1 rRNA gene is annotated in these 1574 nt (G+C 51.0%); it reads left to right on the top strand.

Annotated elements, in window-relative coordinates:
• Positions 1–65: 65 nt before the first annotated feature.
• A 23S ribosomal RNA gene (locus QT994_RS27380) occupies positions 66–1574 on the top strand; the annotation flags it as partial.

Raw genomic sequence — 1574 nt, 5'->3', positions numbered from 1 at the left:
AACAAGTTCATTGACATATTGAAGTAGAGATTGTAACAAGAATACTGGAGACGGTATTCAAGTAGAAGTAAGTGATTAAGGGCGCACGGGGGATGCCTAGGCTCTCAGAGGCGAAGAAGGACGTGATAAGCTGCGAAAAGCTACGGGGATTGGCCAATGCGAGTTGATCCGTAGATATCCGAATGGGGCAACCCGATCCGCAAGGATCATCTCGAAAGAGAAGCGAACGTGGGGAACTGAAACATCTAAGTACCCATAGGAGGAGAAAATAACAATGATTCCGTAAGTAGTGGCGAGCGAACGCGGAGGAGCCCAAACCGGTTATGTTACGGCATGACCGGGGTTGTAGGACCTGCGAAATTGAGATAAATCTGACGAGAACTGCGTGGGAAAGCAGACCGTAGGGGGTGAGAGTCCCGTATTGGAAGGATTTAGATTGAGGCGGGTATCCTGAGTAGGGCGGGACCGGAGAAATCCCGTTTGAAACTGCCGGCACCATCCGGTAAGGCTAAATACTCCTGAGAGACCGATAGTGAACGAGTACCGTGAGGGAAAGGTGAAAAGTACTCCGAATAGGAGGGTGAAATAGAACCTGAAACCGTGCGCTTACAAGCGGTCGGAGTCCCGTGATGGGATGACGGCGTGCCTTTTGCATAATGAGCCTACGAGTTACTCCTCTCTGGCAAGGGTAAGGTATTCAGTACCGTACCCGGAGCGAAAGCGAGTCTGAAAGGGCGATTGAGTCGGAGGGGGTAGACGCGAAACTTAGTGATCTACCCATGGCCAGGTTGAAGGTTGGGTAAAACCAACTGGAGGACCGAACTGATAAGCGTTGAAAAGCTTCCGGATGAGCTGTGGGTAGGGGTGAAAGGCTAATCAAACTGAGAAATAGCTCGTACTCCCCGAAATGTTTTTAGGAACAGCGTCGGGAATTGTATGGCGGAGGTAGAGCTACCGATAGGACTAGGGGGAGTCACATCCTACCAAATCCTGACGAACTCCGAATGCCGTCATACAGAACCGGCAGTGAGGGCTGGGGTGCTAAGGTCCCAGTCCGAGAGGGAAAGAACCCAGACCTTCCGCTAAGGTCCCCAAATTTAGGTTAAGTTGAACAAAGGTGGTCCAGTTGCAGAGACAGCCAGGAGGTTAGCTTGGAAGCAGCTATTCCTTTAAAGAGTGCGTAACAGCTCACTGGTCGAGCGACAGGGCGTCGATAATAATCGGGCATCAAACCTAATACCGAAGCGAAGGATTCGATCCAGCGATGGACGAGTGGTAGGGGAGCATTCCAATGACGGCGAAGGTATCCTGTAAGGGGTGCTGGAGTTTTTGGAAAAGCAAATGTAGGCATAAGTAACGATAAGGCGGGCGAGAAACCCGCCCACCGTAAGACCCAGGTTTCCTGATCAACGTTAATCGGATCAGGGTTAGTCGGGACCTAAGGCGAACCCGAGAGGGGTAGTCGATGGACAATGGGTTAATATTCCCATACTATTCATACAGGTGATGGAGTGACGGAGTGATGAAAGATCCGCCCGGTGACGGAATACCGGGTTAAAGCGAGTAGGTATTGG

This window comes from Microcoleus sp. S13_B4 (genome assembly GCF_036700885.1).
Classification (GTDB): domain Bacteria; phylum Cyanobacteriota; class Cyanobacteriia; order Cyanobacteriales; family Microcoleaceae; genus Microcoleus.
Note: the sequence above shows the minus strand (reverse complement) of the source record. Positions and strands in the feature narration are given on the sequence as shown.